The organism is Haemophilus sp. SZY H68, from assembly GCF_018829685.1.
GTDB classification, from domain to species: domain Bacteria; phylum Pseudomonadota; class Gammaproteobacteria; order Enterobacterales; family Pasteurellaceae; genus Haemophilus; species Haemophilus haemolyticus_K.
Map to the genome: position 1 here is coordinate 37,633 of NZ_JAHKKB010000005.1, position 18,202 is coordinate 55,834.

An 18,202-nucleotide genomic window follows, 5' to 3' on the forward strand; every position below is an offset into this window, starting at 1 on the left:
AAACCTTTAACTCCGACAGGAGAACATTTGTGAAAGACTTAGTTAAGTTTTTAAAAGCACAATCAAAAACCAGTGAAGATTTTGATGTGATTAAAATTGGGTTAGCTTCCCCAGATATGATCCGTTCTTGGTCATTTGGTGAAGTGAAGAAACCTGAAACCATTAACTACCGTACGTTCAAACCTGAACGTGATGGTCTTTTCTGTGCACGTATCTTCGGGCCTGTAAAAGATTACGAATGTTTATGTGGTAAATATAAACGTTTAAAACACCGTGGTGTGATTTGTGAAAAATGTGGTGTTGAAGTTACTCAAACTAAAGTTCGTCGTGAACGTATGGGGCACATTGAACTTGCATCGCCAGTTGCACATATTTGGTTCTTAAAATCATTACCGTCTCGTATCGGTTTACTTTTAGATATGCCATTGCGCGATATCGAACGTGTACTTTATTTTGAAATGTACATCGTGACCGAGCCAGGTATGACTGATTTAGAGCGCGGTCAATTATTAACTGAAGAACAATACCTTGATGCTGAAGATCGTTGGCAAGATGAATTCGAAGCGAAAATGGGTGCTGAAGCGATTCAAGATCTTTTAAAAGGTATGGATCTTGAAGTTGAATGTGAAAAATTACGTGAAGAATTACAAGAAACTAACTCTGAAACTAAACGTAAAAAAATCACTAAACGCTTAAAATTATTAGAAGCATTTGTTCAATCTGGTAATAAACCAGAGTGGATGGTGATGACTGTATTACCAGTTCTTCCACCAGATTTACGTCCATTAGTGCCATTAGACGGTGGTCGTTTTGCGACTTCAGATCTGAACGATTTATATCGTCGTGTGATCAACCGTAACAACCGTTTAAAACGTTTATTAGATTTAATTGCGCCAGATATTATTGTGCGCAACGAAAAACGTATGTTACAAGAATCTGTTGATGCATTATTAGATAATGGTCGCCGTGGTCGTGCAATTACTGGTTCTAACCGTCGTCCATTAAAATCATTAGCGGACATGATCAAAGGTAAACAAGGTCGTTTCCGTCAAAACTTATTAGGTAAACGTGTTGACTATTCAGGTCGTTCTGTAATCACTGTAGGTCCATACTTGCACTTACACCAATGTGGTTTGCCGAAGAAAATGGCCTTGGAATTATTCCGTCCGTTTATCTACGCCAAATTAGAAAGTCGTGGTTATGCAACGACAATCAAAGCGGCTAAGAAAATGGTTGAGCGTGAAGATGCGATCGTTTGGGATATTCTTGCAGAAGTTATTCGTGAACACCCGATTCTATTGAACCGTGCGCCAACACTTCACCGTTTGGGTATCCAAGCGTTTGAACCGATCTTAATCGAAGGTAAAGCGATTCAATTACACCCACTCGTTTGTGCAGCGTTCAACGCGGACTTCGATGGTGACCAAATGGCGGTACACGTTCCATTAACGCTTGAAGCTCAATTAGAAGCTCGTGCATTGATGATGTCAACCAACAACGTGCTTTCACCAGCAAACGGTGATCCTATTATCGTTCCATCACAAGACGTGGTATTAGGTCTTTACTATATGACCCGCGAAAAAGTGAACGGTAAAGGCGAAGGCATGTTATTGCAAGATCCTCGCGAAGCTGAAAAAGCATATCGTACTGGTGAAGCAGAATTACATTCTCGCGTGAAAGTACGTATTACTGAATATGTGAAGAATGAAGTTGGTGAATTTGATGCGAAAACCACGTTAACTGATACAACTATCGGTCGTGCGATTTTATGGATGATTGCACCACAAGGTATGCCTTATTCATTGTTCAACCAAACATTAGGTAAAAAAGCAATTTCTAAACTGATTAACGAAGCATATCGTCGTTTAGGTTTAAAAGAAGCGGTAATGTTTGCTGACCAAATTATGTATACCGGTTTTGCTTATGCGGCACGTTCTGGTTCATCAGTTGGTATTGATGATATGGAAATTCCAGCGAAGAAATATGAAATTATTTCTGCAGCGGAAGAAGAAGTGGCAGAGATCCAAGAACAATTCCAATCAGGTCTTGTGACTGCAGGCGAACGCTATAATAAAGTAATCGATATTTGGGCTGCTGCGAATGAGCGCGTAGCGAAAGCGATGATGGAAAACTTATCTCAAGAAGAAGTCATCAATCGCGAAGGTAATCCTGAAAAACAAGCATCCTTTAATAGTATCTTTATGATGGCTGATTCTGGTGCTCGTGGTTCTGCAGCGCAGATTCGTCAGTTAGCAGGTATGCGTGGTTTGATGGCTCGTCCAGATGGTTCGATCATTGAAACCCCAATTACAGCAAACTTCCGTGAAGGTTTGAACGTATTACAGTACTTTATTTCAACCCACGGTGCGCGTAAAGGTTTGGCGGATACCGCATTAAAAACAGCGAACTCAGGTTACTTAACTCGTCGTTTAGTTGACGTAGCACAAGACTTAGTGATCGTAGAAGATGACTGTGGTACGCACGAAGGTTTAGTCATGACCCCATTAATCGAAGGTGGTGATGAAAAAGTTCCACTTCGTGAATTAGTGTTAGGTCGTGTAGCTGCGGAAGATATTTTAAAACCTGGTACAGAAGAAGTATTAATTCCTCGTAACACGTTATTAGATGAAAAACTCTGTGATGTGTTGGATGCAAACTCTGTAGACAGCGTAAAAGTACGTTCTGTTGTAACTTGTGATACTGATTTTGGTGTATGTGCGAAATGTTATGGTCGTGATCTTGCTCGTGGTCATTTAATTAACCAAGGTGAAGCAGTGGGTGTTATTGCTGCTCAATCTATCGGTGAGCCAGGTACACAGTTAACCATGCGTACGTTCCATATCGGTGGTGCGGCATCTGCGGCAGCGAAAGAATCGAGTGTACAAGTTAAAAACACTGGTACATTACACTTAATGAATGCGAAATTCGTTACTAATGATGAAGGTAAATTAGTATTAACGTCTCGTAATACTGAATTAACTATTACCGATGCATTTGGTCGTACTAAAGAACACTATAAAGTGCCTTACGGTGCGGTGTTAAGCAAAGGTGACGGTCAAGATGTAACGGCGGGCGAAACTATCGCAAATTGGGATCCACATACAATGCCAGTTGTCTCTGAAGTATCTGGTTTTGTGAAGTTCGTTGATATTATTGATGGCTTAACTGTAACGCGTCAAACTGATGAATTAACAGGTTTATCATCAATCGTGGTTCAAGATGTGGGTGAACGTGCTACTGCGGGTAAAGATTTACGTCCAACCATTAAATTAGTTGATGCAAATGGTAACGATATTTTCTTACCTGAAACTGATGTTCTTGCACAGTACTTCTTACCGGGTAAAGCAATCGTAAGTTTAGACGATGGCGCAGCAGTAAAAGTGGGTGAACCATTAGCACGTATTCCGCAAGAATCTGTGGGTACGAAAGATATTACCGGTGGTCTACCGCGCGTTGCGGATTTATTTGAAGCACGCAAACCAAAAGAACCAGCTATCTTGGCTGAAATTTCTGGTATCGTGTCTTTCGGTAAAGAAACCAAAGGTAAACGCCGTTTATTAATTACTCCTTCAGAAGGCGAAACTTACGAAGAAATGATTCCAAAATGGCGTCAGCTCAACGTATTTGAAGGTGAAATGGTGCAACGTGGTGACGTAATTTCTGATGGTGCTGAAACACCACATGATATTTTACGTTTACGTGGCGTGCGTGCAGTAACTGAATACATCGTGAACGAAGTACAAGATGTTTACCGCTTACAAGGGGTAAAAATCAACGATAAACATATAGAAGTTATCGTTCGTCAAATGTTACGTAAAGCAGTAATTACCAAAGCTTACGACTCAGAATTCCTAGAAGGGGAACAAGTCGAAGTTGCTCGCGTGAAAATCATCAACCGTCAACGTGAAGCAGAAGGTAAACCACCGGTTGAGTTTGAACGCGAATTATTGGGTATCACTAAAGCGTCTCTTGCGACTGAATCCTTCATCTCTGCAGCGTCGTTCCAAGAAACTACTCGTGTTCTTACCGAAGCAGCAGTGGCAGGTAAACGTGATGAATTACGTGGCTTGAAAGAGAACGTAATTGTAGGTCGTTTAATCCCAGCGGGTACAGGTTTTGCGTATCATCAAAGCCGAGTTAAAAATCGTCAAAAAGCGGCTGATTTAGCAACATTAGCAGCGGAAGATGTAGCTTCTGCTTTCGCAAGTGATGCTGATATCGCTGATGAATTTGAAATGATCGCAGATGATGCTACACAAAATCTTGCTGCATTATTAAATTCAGAAATGGAAGATTAATTTTCCAAATGAGATGAAAAAAGCCCCGAAAGGGGCTTTTTTATTATAGCTACTCAAAGTTTGGTTATAAAAGTTATATGCTATTTGTATGACGGGAAATAGTTTAAGTGAATGATAAATAGAAAAATCCTCACTATATAATGAATAAATCTGATAAGCAAAATTCAATATATAGGAGGATTGTTATTGAATCACATCTTAAAGAAGAATGTGAGAAAGACCTAAACCGATTAATAAGCAGAAAAGCATGCTTAATAAACCAGGAATCATAAAGCTATGGTTTAAAATATATTTACCAATTTTGGTTGTGCCCGTAGTATCGAAGTCAATGGATGCAATGATTGGACCGTAATTAGGAATAAAGAAGTAACCATTTACTGCCACAAATACACCGATTAATACTGGAGCTGGGATACCTAATGCGATACCAAGTGGGAACAATGTCGCTACTGTTGCACCTTGGCTGTTTACTAATACTGAAAGTACAAATAGCGCGAAAGCAAATGCCCATGGCGCAGTTTCAACTAAGTCTTTCACCATTTCTTTCACTTCAGTCATGTGCGCTTGCATCAATGTATCGCCTAACCATGCAATACCGAAGATTGCAATTACTGCACGCATACCTGCGTGGAATACAGAACCTTTAGTGATTTCAGTGCCATCTGGTTTACAAGTTAAGATAATTAACGCACCAATCGCTAACATAATGATTTCGATAGTGTGTGCCATCCCCATTGGTTTACCATCAAATACTGGACGTAAAGATGGAACCGCACCCATGATTACAACAAGTAATGAACCAAATAAGAATAAAGAAACAGAAATTTTAGCTGTTTTGCTCACTTCTACTTCTTTAACTGAAGTGGTAGAAGCAAAAGTATCTGCATATTTTGGATCATTTAAACGACGTTGATATTCTGGATCATCTTTTAATTCTTTCCCCATTTTGTTTACAAATAAACAAGCAATAAAAATACCTAAGATGGTTGAAGGAACAGTTACCATTAATACGTCGCCAAGATGAATGCCTTGAGGTTCAAGGTAAGCAACAACCGCTACAACAGCTGCCGCAATAGGGCTTGCTACGATAGCAAATTGTGATGCGATTACCGCCATTGACATTGGGCGTTCTGGACGGATACCGTTTTGACGGCTCACTTCAGCGATAACTGGTAATACAGAATATGCTACGTGGCCAGTACCTGCTAAGAAAGTGAATAACCAAGTTACTGCTGGTGCGATAAACGTAATGTGTTTAGGATTACGACGTAAGATTTTGGTTGCGATTTTGATCATATAGTCCAAACCGCCAGCTGCTTGCATTGCCGCTGCCGCTGCCACTACAGCCATAATCATAAACATAACATCAATAGGTAAACCTGCTGGTTTTAGACCAAATCCAAAAGAAAGAATAGCAAGGCCTAAACCACCAAATACACCTAAACCGATACCACCTACACGTGCACCCACAAAGATACACAATAATACGATGGCAAATTGTAGTAAGAACATTGCAGACATACTGCCCCCTAAGTTAATTAAAAAAACATCTTTGTTTTATTTGTTAAAACAGCGACTAATATAGCAACAAATAGGTATCGATTCCATAACATGGATCAATAAATTGTAGTCAAAAGTACAGTTATTTCTAACTGCACTTTTGTTTCTTACAATTGCTCTTAGAAGTCTTCGAAATATTGTTGAATTACTTTTGGATCTTTAGTTTGAGTTAAAGCTAATTGCAAGAGTACGCGGGCTTTTTGTGGATTTAAAGTACCTGATGCTACAAAGCCATATTTACTATCATCAACTTCAGCGTCACGAGTTGTATAGCCAGTTGGTACACGAGAAGAACGAACTACAACGACCCCATCTTTTGCGGCTTTTTCTAAGCGCTCTAAGTGTGCAGCATTAACATTTCCATTGCCAACTCCAGCAGATACAATCCCTTGATAGCCAGCATTGAGTAGTGAGTTTAATGGTTCAACTGGTGCATTTGAATAAGCATAAATAATCCCCACTTTTGGTAGGCTATCTAATTTTTCTACGTTAAACGGAGTGTTGATGGTGTGTTTGCTTTCTGGGGAACGTTCATAGTCCACTTTGCTGTTATGAATATAGCCTAGAGAACCATAATTTGGTGAATGGAAAGTTTGCACTGCGGTAGTACTGGTTTTTGTGACATCACGAGCACCTAGTACTTCATTGTTCATTGCGACTAAAACGCCACGACCACTCGATTTTTTGTCTGCTGCAACGACAACTGCATTGTAAAGATTTAATGGGCCATCAGCACTTTTTTCTGTTGCTGGACGCATTGCTCCTACGAGAACAACCGGTTTTTCACATTTTACGGTTAAATCTAAGAAATAAGCTGTCTCTTCCATGGTATCTGTACCATGGGTAATGACAAATCCATCAGTACTTTTACATTGAGTATTGATGGCTTTTGCAAGTTTTAGCCAGACTTCGTCATTCATGTCTTGTGAACCTATTTTTACAATTTGCTCACCTTTAATGTTGGCAATATTTTTCATTTCTGGTACTGCTTCAATTAAAGTATCAATACTTAATTGTCCAGCTTTATATGCAGAATTTACCGAACTTTGTCCGCTTCCTGCAATGGTACCACCCGTTGCTAAGATTGTAATATTTGGCAAGTTTGCTGCATTTGCTATTGAAATACCTAGACCAAATAAAGTACATAAGGCTAATTTAGTTAATTTCATAGATTTCTCCTAATGAATAAAAATTACTTTCTAATCATCTAACTAAATTGAGCTATTCTGAATAATGAAAATGTAAATTTATGATCCCGATCACATAATTTTTTGTTGATTGTATAACCTTTATACAAGTACGGAATTTAAGCATAATTTTTTTGAAAGATAACCCAAGTGCGGTTATACTTGAGCCCTATTTTGACGTACTTAATTAGTAGAGAAAACAATGCAAGAATTTATCCAAATGGCAACAGAGTTTGCTCAAAAACATTCTCTTTTAGCGGTTTCTTGGTTTGCGATTTTCGTGATGGTAATTTATACCTTCTATAAAGGTGCAACGAGTAAATTTAAAGTAATTACTCACAATGAGGTAATTCGTTTAATAAATGCGGATGAAGCTATTGTGGTGGATTTACGTAGTATTGAAGAATTTCAACGTGGTCATATCATTGATAGCATTAATTTACTTCCAAGCGAAATTAAAAATCAAAACATCGGTAAAATTGAACAACACAAAGAAAAAGCAATTGTGTTAGTAGATATTAACGGTGTTTCCGCATCAGCTTCAGCTACACTTTTAGCAAAACAAGGTTTCAACCGTGTGTTTGTGTTAAAAGAAGGCATTTCTGCATGGGCTGCGGCAAATTTACCTTTAGTTAAAAAACATAAATAATAAGGAATAGAAAATGTCAGAACAAAAACAAGACGTCGCAACAACAGAAGAACAACAACCCGTTCTTCAAATTCAACGTATTTATGTGAAAGACGTGTCTTTTGAAGCACCAAATCTTCCACATATTTTCCAACAAGAATGGAAACCAAAACTTGGTTTTGATTTAAGCACCGAAACAACCCAAGTTGGTGATGACTTATATGAAGTGGTATTAAACATTTCTGTTGAAACTACACTTGAAGATAGTGGTGATGTCGCATTTATTTGTGAAGTAAAACAAGCGGGCGTATTCACTATTAGCGGTTTAGAAGATGTTCAAATGGCGCATTGTTTAACTTCTCAATGCCCGAATATGCTTTTCCCTTATGCGCGTGAATTAGTGTCTAACCTAGTAAATCGTGGTACGTTCCCTGCGTTGAATTTATCTCCAGTAAACTTTGATGCATTGTTTGTTGAATATATGAATCGTCAACAAGCAGAAAATGTAGAAGAAAAATCTGAAGAAGGTCAAACTAAACACTAATTAAGTGGTAAAACAAAAGGCAAGCTAGGAATCCTAACTTGCCTTTTTTGTTGTTAAAGTGCAGTCAATTAATAGCTTGAATTGATTAACACTTCTTCACCATAGCCACCTAAAGTCGGCATTGGTTGATAAGTTGAGTTTGCTGCACGCATTAAACGAATACCACGAATACCCGCTTCTTTAGCTGCTAATACATCATCATCGCTGTCGCCATAGTGAATGCTAACTTTATGTGCAATAATGCCCGGGGTTTTGTTGTATTTAGTTGTGCGTTCACGTCCGCCCATAAATTCAACAGGGTGCATATTTTTAATATCAAACGCTTTTTGTAATACAGGTGTTACGCCATCCACGTTCCCTGCAGTACGACCTGTAATAAAATAAATTTGGTCTCCGCGTTCTTGGTGCATTTTGATCAAATCAGCAGCGATTTGTTTTGGAATGGAATATTTATCACAACCTGCGTTAACTTCATTCCAGAAATCTTGGTTTTTCAAATAGTCTTGTTTACCTGGAGAATATTTTTGTTGACCATAATAGAAACAAGAGCTGGTGAAAAGTACGGTATCATCAATATCAAAGCTGACATTAATTGGGCCTTTGCCTTCTAATTCTTTTTTAATTTGATCTACTGAAATCCAGTGAATTGGTTGTTCTTGCAACATTTCACGCGCATTTGTACCAGATTGTGTATAAGGTTCAGTTTTGCCAGCCATGGCGGGAATCGCAGCGGCAGTTAACAATGCCACTAAAGATAATTTCATTAAATTTTTCATAGAGAATCCTTCTAGGTTGGGTTTAAAATCTGCGTCATAATACGCTTTTTATTGCGTCAATCAATTAGAAGCAATCGTTTTCGATGTTAAAATATGATCATGATCACATTTTTTAATTTCTTTTGATGAATAAATATACAATATATATTTTAACTTGAATTCTGATAATTCATCACCATATAACGAAAAACTTTTATTTAATAAAGGATAGAACAATGACAACGATTGTATGTGTTCGTAAAAATGGCAAAGTGGCAATTGGTGGAGATGGACAAGCAACACTTGGTAACTGTGTGGAAAAAGGAAGTGTACGTAAAGTACGCCGTTTATATAAAGATAAAGTAGTGACCGGTTTTGCTGGTTCTACTGCTGATGCTTTTATTTTACGAGACTTATTTGAGAAAAAATTAGAATTGCATCAAGGACACTTAGTTAAATCTGCGGTGGAGTTGGCAAAAGAATGGCGTACAGAGCGCTCATTGCGCAAACTAGAGGCTATGATGATTGTAGCAAATGACAGCGATTTTTTACTCGTATCAGGTTCTGGTGATGTAATTGAACCCGAGTTTGATGTGTTGGCTATCGGTTCTGGTGGCAACTACGCAAAATCTGCTGCACTTGCCTTGCTTAGAACTAAAAATGATTTAACCGCAAAAGAAATCGTCGCGGAAGCGCTAAAAATAGCGGGTGATATCGATATTTACAGTAACCATAACCACGTTATTGAAGAAGTATAAACTTACTCATGTAGGTGTGAAAAGCGAATTTCATATACAAATATGAAATGGTGATCCATGTTAATAAAAGCATTTCTCCTACATTTTCATTATATAAAGGATAATTTATGTCAATGACCCCTCGTGAAATCGTTTCTGAATTAGATGCACATATTATTGGACAAAATGAGGCTAAACGTGCAGTGGCGATAGCATTGCGTAACCGCTGGCGCCGCATGCAGTTAACTGAAGAACTTCGTCAAGAAGTAACGCCGAAAAATATTTTAATGATTGGTCCAACAGGCGTAGGTAAAACAGAAATTGCACGTCGCCTAGCGAAACTTGCTAATGCACCATTTATCAAAGTAGAAGCGACCAAATTTACTGAAGTGGGGTATGTCGGTAAAGAAGTAGATTCTATTATCCGAGATCTTACGGATGTTTCCCTGAAGTTGGTTCGCCAACAAGCGGTAGAAAAAAATCGTATGCGTGCACAAGATGCTGCAGAAAATCGTATTTTAGATGTGTTACTTCCTCCAGCAAAAGATCAGTGGGGTAATGTGCAGGATTCTGACAATGCTAGTACGCGTCAAATCTTCCGTAAAAAACTACGTGAAGGGCAGTTAGATGATAAAGAAATTGAAATTGATGTATCTGCAGGCGTGTCTATGGGGGTTGAAATTATGGCACCTCCAGGTATGGAAGAGATGACAAGTCAATTGCAGTCGCTTTTTCAAAATTTAGGTACCGAGAAGACTAAAAAACGCAAAATGAAGATTAAAGAGGCGTTGAAAGTTTTAATTGATGATGAAGCGGCAAAGCTCATCAATCCAGAAGAGCTTAAGCAGCAAGCCATTGATGCGGTAGAACAAAACGGTATCGTCTTTATTGATGAAATTGATAAGATTTGTAAAAAAGGTGAGCACTCAGGTGGTGATGTTTCGCGTGAGGGCGTACAACGTGATTTATTACCGATTATCGAAGGTTCAAGCGTGAATACTAAACATGGTATGGTAAAAACGGATCATATTTTATTTATTTGTTCTGGTGCATTTCAAATAGCACGTCCATCTGATTTATTGCCAGAATTACAAGGTCGTTTGCCAATCCGAGTGGAATTAAAATCTCTGACGAAAGACGATTTTGAGCGTATTTTAACTGAACCAAATGCATCACTTACATTGCAATATCGTGAGTTAATAAAAACAGAAGGTGTGGAAGTTGAGTTTACTCAAGATGGCATTAGTAAAATTGCAGAATCAGCGTTTAGAGTGAATGAAAAAACGGAGAATATTGGTGCTCGTCGTTTACATACTGTATTAGAGCGTTTAATGGACGGAATTTCTTTTGACGCAAGTGAACGCGCGGGGGAGAAAATTGTGATAGATGAAAAATATGTTTCTGAAGCGTTAAATGACGTTGTTGAAAATGAAGATTTGAGTCGTTTTATTCTTTAAGTATTTTCTTTTCTGATACAAGAAGTGCGGTGAATTTTCACCGCACTTTTTTGTTTTCTAAATTGAGAAATTAATTGGTTTTTAATTTGCTCCAATATTTTTCATAAATATCGACAGCTTCACCAACATCACCTTGCATAATTCCTTTTTCTACTTCTGATGCTGGTGGAAATAGTTTAGGATCGTTGGCAACTTCTGGGCTGAGTAATGCTTTGACTCCTTCATTTGGCATAGAAAAGCCCATGCGTTCTACCACAACTTTGGCATTTTCTGGACGAAGTAAGAAGTCAATGAACTTATGCGCGCCTTCAACATTTTTTGCTGTAGTTGGAATCGCATAGTTATCCATCCAGAAAATAGCCCCTTCTTTTGGATACACAAATTGGAGAGATGGATTTTCTTTATGTGCTAAATAAGCAGAACCATTCCAAATCATACCAATTGCAGCTTCACCTTGTACGTAAGGGACTTCTGGCGAGTCAGAGTTAAAGGTTGCTACATTTGGTAAAAGTTTTTCTAAACGCTCATAAGCTGTTTTGATGTCTTCTTCATTGGTGGTATTTGGCGATTTACCATCAAGCAATAATGCTACGTGGAACACTTCACGTGCATCACTGGTCATAAGAACTTTACCTTTAAATTCAGGTTTCCATAAATCCGCCCAGCTGGTGATGGTTTTAGGATCAATCTCATCCGCATTAACTTCAATACCAGTAAGTCCGTAAACGTAAGGTAATGAATATTTATTTTCTGGGTCGAATTCTTTATTTAATAAATGTTTAGGGATTTGATGAATATTGGTCAATTTACTTTGATCAATCGGTTGAAGCATCTTTTCCTTAATCATTTTATTTACGTAGTAACTTGATGGAAACACCAAATCATAGCCAGAGCCAGTATTCTGAGTAAGTTTGAGTTTCGCGTACATTTCTTCGTTGCTTTCAAAGGTAGAATAAATCACCTCGATGCCGGTTTCTTTAGAGAACTGTGCGACTAAATCAGAAGGTACATAGTCTGTCCAGTTATAGACGTAAAGTTTGTTATTGGCAAAAGCGGATGCCGCGAAAAGTGCGGTGGTGGAAAGGAAAAGATTTTTGAGTGAGTGAGCAAAGAATTTTTTCAATTTATTGACCTCCGAGGGTTATCGTTCATCATAAAACGCACAAATTTTGCGCGCGCGCAGTATAGCATTTTTTTCGTAAAAGGTTTGACATATTTCCCTTTCGGGGTAAGATTTTGCCAGTTTTTTCCTAAGAGATTTTTTATGCTTAATTTTGCCTATCAAGAACACGTTCGCTCTTATTATTTCGACTCTCGTAACCAAGATTTTCAATTCCCGCCGCTCACTCAAATTGAACATGCTGATGTATGCGTGATCGGAGCTGGCTTTTTTGGTTTATCTGCGGCATTAGAACTGGCGGAAAAAGGAAAAAAAGTTATTGTATTAGAGGGTGCTCGAGTAGGATTTGGTGCTTCTGGTCGTAGTGGTGGGCAGGCAATTAATGGCTTTGAAGAAGGCATTGATGAATACGTTAAACAAGTTGGCGAAGATAAAGCGCATAAACTTTGGAATATGTCATTAGAGGCCATTGATATTATTGATGAGCGTATTGAAAAATATGGCATTCAATGCGACTGGAAAAAAGGCTATGCCACATTGGCATTAAATGAACGTCGAATGGATGACTTAATTGAAATTGAAAAAGAAAGTCATGAGAATTTTGGCTATCAGAATATGCAGCTTTGGGATAAAGCCAAATTAAAACAACATTTAGGCAGTGATATTTATGTGGGGGGCTTATTTGATAGTAACTCAGGGCATTTGCATCCACTTAATTATTGTTTAGGTTTAGCGAAAGCTTGTGTCGATCTGGGTGTTCAGATTTTTGAACAATCTCCCGTAGTGGATATGGTTGAGAAAAATGGTTGCGTTGAGGTTAAAACAGATAAAAGTGCGGTGATTTCTCAAGACGTTATTTTAGCCACCAATGCTTATATTGATGCTCTCCCGAAATCTATTCATCACGGAATTAATCGTAAAATATTACCTGTAGAAAGTTTTATTATCGCCACAGAGCCGTTAAGCCAAGCAGTTGCTGATTCTGTCATTAATAATGGCATGTCTGTGTGCGATAACAATTTATTATTAGACTATTATCGTTTGAGTGCTGACAACCGTCTGCTTTTTGGTAGTGATTCTAGCTCAGAAAAAGATATGGTCGCGATTATGCGGAAAAATATGTTGCGCGTATTCCCGCAGCTTGAAAATGTAAAGATCGATTATGGATGGGCAGGTCCGATTGATATGACCTTAAATTCAACGCCACATTTTGGTCGTATTTCTCCGCACATTTATTTTGCTCATGGTTATTCTGGTCACGGTGTTGCTTTGACGGGGCTTGCAGGACGAATTGTAGCCGAGGCAATTTTAGGTGATGATGAACGCTTATCTATTTTTGAAAGTCTGAAAGTCCCTTCTGTTTATGGTGGTCGAATTATCAAAGATCTTGCGACAAAGATTGGTGTGCAGTATTACAAATTTTTAGATCGTTATCGTTAATAATATTCGGAAACACATTTTTCCCGTATAATCGTAGATATTTTTTACAGCAGAACGGCATTATGAATAAAAATCAAACCTTAGTTTCTCTTGCTATTTTCACCGCACTTTACAGTCAGCAAAGTATGGCGGATTTACGTGATCAATGTTTAATGGGGGTACCACACTTTACTGGCGAAGTGGTACAGGGGGACTTAAATACCTTACCCGTCTATATTGAAGCTGATGATGCAGAGATTAATCAGCCTACACAGGCCGTATATCAAGGTAACGTAGATGTAAGACAGGGAAACCGCCATTTAATGGCTGATTCTGTTGAAGTGAAACAATTGGGGAATCATCAAGCTCCACAGCGTTTTGCCTATATACGAGGTGGATTTGATTATAAAGATAATCAACTTAATATGCTGGGGAAAAATGCTGATTTTAATTTAGATAGCCATGACGGCCATGCTACAAATGCGGATTATGAATTGGTTGGGCGACAAGGAAGAGGCAAGGCAGAACATATCAATTTACAAAATGATTACCGTGTAATGAAAAATGCCACATTTACCTCTTGTTTACGAGGTGATAATGCCTGGGCGGTAGATGCATCAGAAATCCGTCAATATGTAAAAGAAGAATATGCTGAAATGTGGCATGCACGTTTTAAAGTGCATGGCGTGCCTGTTTTTTATACCCCTTATTTACAATTACCAATTGGTGAACGCCGTCGTTCGGGATTATTGATTCCAAGTGGTGGCTCATCTAGCCGTGATGGTTTCTGGTATATGCAACCGATTTATTGGAATATTGCACCGAATTACGACATGACGGTTACGCCTAAATACATGTCGCATCGTGGTTGGCAATTAAATGGTGAATTTCGCTATTTAACCTCTATAGGGGAAGGAAAAGTTGCAGGAGAATATCTAGGCCGAGATCGTTATGACGAATATATTAGTGATAAACGTAAACGCCATTTATTCTATTGGAATCACAGTTCAAGCTTCTTAGAAAACTGGCGTTTTAATGTAAATTATACACGAGTGAGTGATAAACGTTACTTTAACGACTTTGATTCACAATACGGTAGCAGCACAGATGGCTATGCAGATCAGTATGCGCGAATCGCTTACTATAAACCTAATTATAATTTCTCGCTTTCAGCGCGCCAGTTCCAAGTTTTTGATGAAAATCTATCTATTGGTCCTTATCGTGCGATGCCACAAATAGACTTTAATTATTACAAACATGATTTAGCCAATGGATGGTTAGATTTTAAATGGTATTCTCAAGCTGTACGTTTTGATAATGACAGTGATCTCATGCCAACGGCATGGCGTTTTCACATTGAACCAAGTTTAGCTTCATTAATGTCAAATGAATATGGTGGATTGAAAGTAGAAACTAAACTTTATGGCACACGTTATGAACAGAAAAAGGGTTCTGGAGTGAATGCGGAAGAGGTTCAGAAAAACATAAATCGTGTCATTCCGCAATTTAAGCTTGATTTACAAACCGTATTAGCTAGGGACACCACTTTCTTAAAAGATTACACTCAAACTTTTGAACCACACATTCAATATTTATATCGCCCTTATCGTGATCAAAGCAATATTGGTTCAAAACAACGTACGAGTGATTATTTAGGATTTGGTTATGATTCCGCACTGGTACAGCAAGATTATTATTCGCTTTTCCGTGATCGCCGTTACAGTGGATTAGATAGAATCTCCTCTGCGAATCAAATGACATTAGGTGGAACAACTCGCTTTTATGATAAAGCCGGTGATGAACGCTTTAATTTATCAGCCGGTCAAATTTATTATTTAAATGATTCACGTATTGATGATAACCCCGCAAATAAAACGCCAACATCGTCATCATCTTGGGCTTTAGAGTCTAACTGGAAAATGAGTGATCATTGGCGTTGGCGTGGCAGTTATCAATATGATACGAATACGCACGCAACATCGTTAGCGAATACATCATTGGAATATAATCCTAAAAAGGATAATTTAATCCAATTAAATTATCGTTACGCTAGTCAAAATTATATTGATCAAAATTTAGGGCGATCAGCAAATGCTTATCGTCAAGATATTCAGCAGATAGGGCTTGTTACTGCATGGGAAGTTTCAGATAATTGGTCGGTTGTGGGCAAATATTATCATGATCTCGCACTTAAAAAACCTGTTGAACAATATCTTGGTATTCAATATAACACTTGTTGTTGGGCTGCCGGAATTAGTGCAAGACGCTATGTGACAAGCCGTCAACATCAAGATGAGGATTCTGTGCTCTATGATCATGGTATTGGTTTTACCTTAGAATTACGCGGTCTAGGTACAAATAATTACCAAAATGGCATTGATGATATGCTCGAAAAAGGTAAGTTACCTTACATCCGTGCATTTAGCCTTGAATAATCCATTCTAAAACCGATAGCGATTGCTGTCGGTTTTTCATTTTTTTAAACGAAAGCACTTTCACTAAAAATTAGTATAAATTTCACCGCACTTTCATCTCTTTTATTGACTGATGTCAAGATTTCATTATATTGACAGCTTTCATTCTAACTTATAGGAACAATTTATGGCGCAATCTGCACCAAAGCGTGAAACCTTCTCTGGTCGTAACGCGTTTATTATGGCTGCCATTGGCTCAGCGGTGGGCCTTGGTAATATTTGGCGTTTCCCTTATACCACTTATGAAAATGGTGGGGGCGCTTTTATTATCCCTTATCTTATTGCATTATTAACTGCAGGGATTCCTCTTTTATTTTTAGATTATGCGATTGGGCACCGTCACCGTGGTGGGGCACCATTGTCTTATCGTCGTTTTAGTCCACATTTTGAAGTGTTTGGCTGGTGGCAAATGATGGTGAATGTCATCATTGGCTTATATTATGCCGTTGTGCTTGGCTGGGCTGCAAGTTACACCTATTTTTCAATTAATGGTGCTTGGGGAGATAAACCGATCGATTTTTTCATTGGTGAATTTCTGAAAATGGGCGACATCAAAAATGGGGTGAGTTTTGAGTTTGTGGGAATGGTCACAGGCCCATTAATTGCGATGTGGATTATTGCCCTTGGTGTACTTTCACTTGGTGTACAAAAAGGCATTGCAAAAGTTTCATCGGTATTAATGCCGGTGTTAGTCATTATGTTTATGGCTTTGGTTATTTATTCCTTATTTTTACCTGGTGCGGAAAAAGGCTTAGATGCTTTATTTACACCAGATTGGTCAAAACTATCGAATCCAAGTGTATGGATTGCCGCATATGGACAAATATTCTTTTCTCTCTCAATTTGTTTTGGGATTATGGTGACATATGCTTCTTATCTTAAAAAAGAATCAGATTTAACCGGAAGTGGATTAGTAGTAGGTTTTGCAAATAGTAGTTTTGAAGTGTTAGCAGGCGTAGGTGTTTTTGCGGCATTAGGCTTTATTGCAACGGCACAAGGCCAAGAAGTAAGTGAGGTAGCAAAAGGCGGAATTGGTTTAGCATTTTTCGCATTTCCAACCATTATTAACAAAGCACCATTTGGTGAAGTATTAGGTGTCTTGTTTTTTGGTTCATTGACGTTTGCAGCATTGACTTCTTTCATTTCTGTTATTGAAGTGATCATCTCTGCTATTCAAGATAAGCTGCGTGTTCGCCGTGTGAAAGTAACCTTTATCGTGGGTGTGCCAATGATGCTGGTTTCAGTGCTCTTATTTGGTACGACAACAGGATTGCCAATGTTGGATGTCTTTGACAAATTCGTGAACTATTTTGGTATTGTTGCTGTTGCATTTGTATCATTAATTGCAATTGTGGCAAATGAAAAATTAGGGTTATTGGGCGATCATTTAAATGAAACCTCTTCTTTCAAAGTTGGCTTTTTCTGGCGTTTATGTATTGTGCTGACCACAGGTATTTTAGCATTTATGTTATTTAGTGAGGGGGCCAAAGTCTTCTCTGAAGGATATGAAGGATACCCAAGCTGGTTTGTCAATATTTTTGGCTGGGGAATGGCAATCAGTTTATTAATTGTGGCGTTTATGCTTTCTCGCTTAAAATGGAAAAATGATACCCAATTAATCCTTGATGAAAAAAAAGGAGAGTAAAATGAGTTTGAGTGCAATTATTATGATGATTGTGGCTTTTGGTGTTATTTGGGGCGGCTTTATCTACGCCTTGATACGCTTACCTAAAGAAAAATAAAGATAGTATTAACCGCACTTTAATCGTGCGGTTATTTTTTTAGCTCGCTTGATAATTTAATAACATCAGTTTAACTCATATCCTATTATTGGAAGGAGCATAAAATCCATTCATGCCGTAGGGGTTTATCTAAAAAAGCGAATCTTTACATTAATTTATAAATTTCTTATTCTCATTTCCATTAATATTATGTAGAATATCTATCCGATCCAATCTTTAACTTGTCTCTACCTAGTTTGGATTATTAATGGGCAAGTTAACTTATTGGAGTGAAGTCATTA

At 38.2% G+C, this 18,202-nt stretch carries 13 protein-coding genes; 9 read left to right on the top strand and 4 right to left on the bottom strand.

The annotated features are described in order from the left end of the window. The first annotated feature begins 29 nt into the window (after positions 1–29). The gene (gene rpoC / locus KP712_RS08150; protein WP_111407910.1) at positions 30–4,298 is read left to right on the top strand and encodes a DNA-directed RNA polymerase subunit beta'; all 4,269 of its coding nucleotides are present in this window, start codon (positions 30–32) and stop codon (positions 4,296–4,298) included. A 198-nt stretch (positions 4,299–4,496) separates the two neighbouring features. Here rpoC and KP712_RS08155 read toward each other — a convergent pair whose 3' ends face one another. Both KP712_RS08155 and ansB read right to left on the bottom strand, forming a co-directional pair. Continuing rightward, entirely contained in the window at positions 4,497–5,819 is a 1,323-nt protein-coding gene (locus KP712_RS08155; RefSeq protein ID WP_111407909.1) for an anaerobic C4-dicarboxylate transporter, read from the bottom strand. Between the two features lie 158 nt (positions 5,820–5,977). Then, entirely contained in the window at positions 5,978–7,027 is a 1,050-nt protein-coding gene (gene ansB, locus KP712_RS08160; protein ID WP_111407908.1) for an L-asparaginase 2, read from the bottom strand. A 220-nt stretch (positions 7,028–7,247) separates the two neighbouring features. Between ansB and KP712_RS08165 the strand changes: the two genes are divergently transcribed. Next, a complete protein-coding gene (locus KP712_RS08165; RefSeq protein WP_111407907.1) occupies positions 7,248–7,694 on the top strand; it encodes a rhodanese-like domain-containing protein in 447 nt (148 codons plus the stop codon). A 13-nt stretch (positions 7,695–7,707) separates the two neighbouring features. Beyond that, positions 7,708–8,217, top strand: coding sequence for a protein-export chaperone SecB (gene secB, locus KP712_RS08170; RefSeq protein WP_111407906.1), 510 nt, complete (start codon positions 7,708–7,710; stop codon positions 8,215–8,217). Between the two features lie 68 nt (positions 8,218–8,285). On the opposite strand, the gene aphA is transcribed toward secB, so the two are convergent. After that, positions 8,286–8,993 (bottom strand): acid phosphatase AphA, encoded by a 708-nt coding sequence (aphA, locus tag KP712_RS08175; RefSeq protein ID WP_048952901.1) that lies wholly within the window; start codon positions 8,991–8,993, stop codon positions 8,286–8,288. Positions 8,994–9,208: 215 nt separating this feature from the next. Between aphA and hslV the strand changes: the two genes are divergently transcribed. Together hslV and hslU are read left to right on the top strand one after the other, a co-directional pair. Then, a complete protein-coding gene (hslV, locus tag KP712_RS08180) occupies positions 9,209–9,730 on the top strand; it encodes an ATP-dependent protease subunit HslV (RefSeq protein WP_111407905.1) in 522 nt (173 codons plus the stop codon). Positions 9,731–9,837: 107 nt separating this feature from the next. Beyond that, positions 9,838–11,166, top strand: a complete 1,329-nt coding sequence (hslU, locus tag KP712_RS08185) for an HslU--HslV peptidase ATPase subunit (RefSeq protein ID WP_106013867.1) — start codon at positions 9,838–9,840, stop codon at positions 11,164–11,166. Positions 11,167–11,236: 70 nt separating this feature from the next. On the opposite strand, the gene KP712_RS08190 is transcribed toward hslU, so the two are convergent. Next, positions 11,237–12,289, bottom strand: coding sequence for an extracellular solute-binding protein (locus KP712_RS08190; RefSeq protein WP_046942905.1), 1,053 nt, complete (start codon positions 12,287–12,289; stop codon positions 11,237–11,239). 141 nt (positions 12,290–12,430) lie between these two features. Between KP712_RS08190 and KP712_RS08195 the strand changes: the two genes are divergently transcribed. From KP712_RS08195 to KP712_RS08210, 4 genes are all read left to right on the top strand, one after another. Continuing rightward, entirely contained in the window at positions 12,431–13,726 is a 1,296-nt protein-coding gene (locus KP712_RS08195) for an FAD-binding oxidoreductase (protein ID WP_048952904.1), read from the top strand. 62 nt (positions 13,727–13,788) lie between these two features. Continuing rightward, positions 13,789–16,140, top strand: coding sequence for an LPS assembly protein LptD (gene lptD, locus KP712_RS08200; protein ID WP_111407904.1), 2,352 nt, complete (start codon positions 13,789–13,791; stop codon positions 16,138–16,140). 166 nt (positions 16,141–16,306) lie between these two features. Continuing rightward, entirely contained in the window at positions 16,307–17,824 is a 1,518-nt protein-coding gene (locus KP712_RS08205; RefSeq protein WP_048952906.1) for a sodium-dependent transporter, read from the top strand. A gap of 1 nt (position 17,825) precedes the next feature. Next, the gene (locus KP712_RS08210; protein WP_080351522.1) at positions 17,826–17,921 is read left to right on the top strand and encodes a methionine/alanine import family NSS transporter small subunit; all 96 of its coding nucleotides are present in this window, start codon (positions 17,826–17,828) and stop codon (positions 17,919–17,921) included. Positions 17,922–18,202 lie beyond the last annotated feature (281 nt).